The 2,678-nt window shown below is 74.5% G+C and carries 1 protein-coding gene; it reads left to right on the forward strand.

The features are described 5' to 3' along the window. On the forward strand, positions 1-2,662 hold a 2,662-nt coding region (locus C1J00_RS41830), incomplete at its 5' end, for a non-ribosomal peptide synthetase (protein ID WP_146046380.1). Between the last annotated feature and the right edge of the window lie 16 nt (positions 2,663-2,678).

A 2,678-nucleotide genomic window follows, 5' to 3' on the forward strand; every position in this document is an offset into this window, starting at 1 on the left:
CGCCCTGCCCGCCCGCCGGCCGTTCGGCGCGTACGTGGAGTGGCTGGAGCGGCAGGACCTGGCGCAGGCCGAGACGTACTGGCGGGACACCCTCGCCGGTTTCGGGGCGCCGACCCCGCTTCCCGCCCTACGGCACTCCGCGCCCGGCCACCGCACGAGGTCCACCGCCCGGATCGCGCGCCGTCTGTCGCCGGAGGCCTCCCGCGAGCTGTTCGCCTACGCCCGGCGGCACCGGCTCACCGTGAACACCGTGCTCCAGGGCGCCTGGACGCTGTTGCTCGCCCGGCACGCCGGCGTGGACGACGTCGTGTTCGGCGCCACCGTCTCGGGCCGCCCGGCCGACCTGCCCGGCGCGGAGTCGATGATCGGCATGCTGATCAACACCCTGCCGGTGCGGGTCCGCGTCGACGAAGCCGCGCCGGTGGCCGACTGGCTGGCCGAGGTGCAGCGGGCGCAGGTGGAGGCGCGCCAGTACGAGTACGTGCCGCTGCCGCTCGTTCAGGCATGCAGCGAAGTGGAGCGCGGCGCGGACCTGTTCCGCACCCTGGTCGTCTTCGAGAACTACCCGATGGACGACGAGGCCGCCGCCGCGCACGGGCTGCGTGTCCGCGGTCTGACCGGCACCGAGGCGACCAACTACCCGCTGAACCTCATCGCCTACGGCGGTGACGAGCTGGCCTACACCCTCGCGTACGACGCGGAGTTGTACGACGCGGACACGGCGGCCCGGCTCTGCGGTCACCTGGAGGCCGTGCTGACCGCGCTCCCCGTCGCCGGCCAGGACACGCCGGTGGCCGCGCTGCCGATGCTCGGGGCCGCCGAGGCCGAACTGACCGTACGCACCTGGAACGACACCTCCCGCGCCCTGCCCGGGACGTCGCTTCCCGACCTGTTCGCCGGCCGGGCCGCGGAGCACCCCGACGCCGTCGCCCTGACGTACGGGGACGAGGAGGTGACGTACCGGGAGCTGGACGAGCGGGCCAACCGGCTCGCCCACCACCTCGTGTCCCTGGGCGCGGGCCCGGGCACGTTCGTCGGCCTGCTCCTGGAGCGCGGCGCGAACGCGGTCACCGCACTGCTCGCCGTCCTGAAGGCCGGTGCCGCGTACCTGCCGCTGGATCCCGGATACCCTGCCGGCCGGCTCGCCCACATGATCGGCGACGCCGGGGCGGTGCTCCTGGTCACCGAGGCGGGGACGCGCGACCGGCTGCCGTCCGGTGCGGCCCGGGCCGTGGACCTGGACCGGGACGCCTCGGCGGTGGCCGCGTGGCCGGCGACGGCGCCGTCGGGGTCCCCGGCCTCCGACGACGTCGCGTACGTGATGTACACCTCCGGCTCGACCGGCACCCCGAAGGGCGTGCTCACTCCGCACCGGGCCGTGGTCCGGCTGGTGCACGAGGCCCCGTACACCGACGTCGGGCAGGGTGACACGGTCGCCCAGTTCGCCTCCCTGTCCTTCGACGCGTCGACGTTCGAGGTCTGGGCGGCCCTGCTGCGCGGGGCGCGACTGGCCGTGCATCCGCAGGGGCTTCCGGCGACGGCGGAGCTGGGCCGGTTCCTCAAGGAGCACGGTGTCACGCATCTGTGGCTCACCGCCGGTCTGTTCCACCAGGTCGCCGACGACGACATCGGCGTGTTCTCGGGGCTGCGGCAGCTCGTCGCGGGTGGTGACCGGCTCTCGCCGGAGCACTGCGTGCGCGTCCTGAACGCCCACCCCGCGCTGCGGCTCACCAACGGGTACGGCCCCACCGAGGCCACCACGTTCACCACGACCCACGACGTGCATCGCTCCCCGTGCGACGGCTCCGTGCCCCTGGGCCGTCCGCTGCCCAACACCCGTGTGTACGTGCTGAGCGAGGGGCTCACCCCCGTGCCGGTCGGCGTGCCGGGCGAGCTGTACATCGCCGGCGACGGTCTCGCCCACGGCTACCTCGGGCGGCCGGGGCCGACGGCGGAACGGTTCGTCGCCGCCCCCTTCGGCGCCCCCGGCACCCGGATGTACCGGTCCGGGGACCTGGTGGCATGGCGGGCCGACGGCACTCTGGAGTTCCTCGGCCGCACCGACGGCCAGGTCAAGATTCGCGGGTTCCGGGTCGAGACCGGCGAAGTCGAGGCCACGCTCGTGACGCATCCGGCGGTCGGAGACGCGGCCGTCGTCCCGCATACCGATCCGGGGCCGGGCCGTACCGTCCTCGTGGGCCACGTGGTTCCCGTCGCGGGGGCACCGGCGCCCACGGCCGCCGAGCTGCGCGCCCACCTGGCGTCGTCGCTGCCCGAGCACATGATCCCGGCGCTGTTCACCACGCTGGACGCGCTGCCGCTGACCGCCAACGGCAAGGTCGACCGCAGGGCGCTTCCGGCCCCGGAGCACGGCCTGGCCACCGGCACGGAGTACCAGGCACCGGCCACTCCCACCGAGGAGCTCATCGCCGAGGTGTGGCAGGAGCTGCTGGGGGCCGAACGGGTCGGGTCCCAGGACGACTTCTTCGACCTCGGCGGCGATTCCCTGCTCGCCCTGCGCACGGTGTCGCGGATCAACACCCTGTTCGGCACCGCGATGTCACCGCGCGCGCTGTTCGAGGGGCCGACGGTCGCCGAGACCGCGGCCGGCGTCGAGGAGCTGATCCTGGCCGAACTGGAAGCGGCCGCCGGGGGTTCCTGACCGCCCCGCCCCCGGG

Source organism: Streptomyces cahuitamycinicus (genome assembly GCF_002891435.1).
Taxonomy (GTDB): domain Bacteria; phylum Actinomycetota; class Actinomycetes; order Streptomycetales; family Streptomycetaceae; genus Streptomyces; species Streptomyces cahuitamycinicus.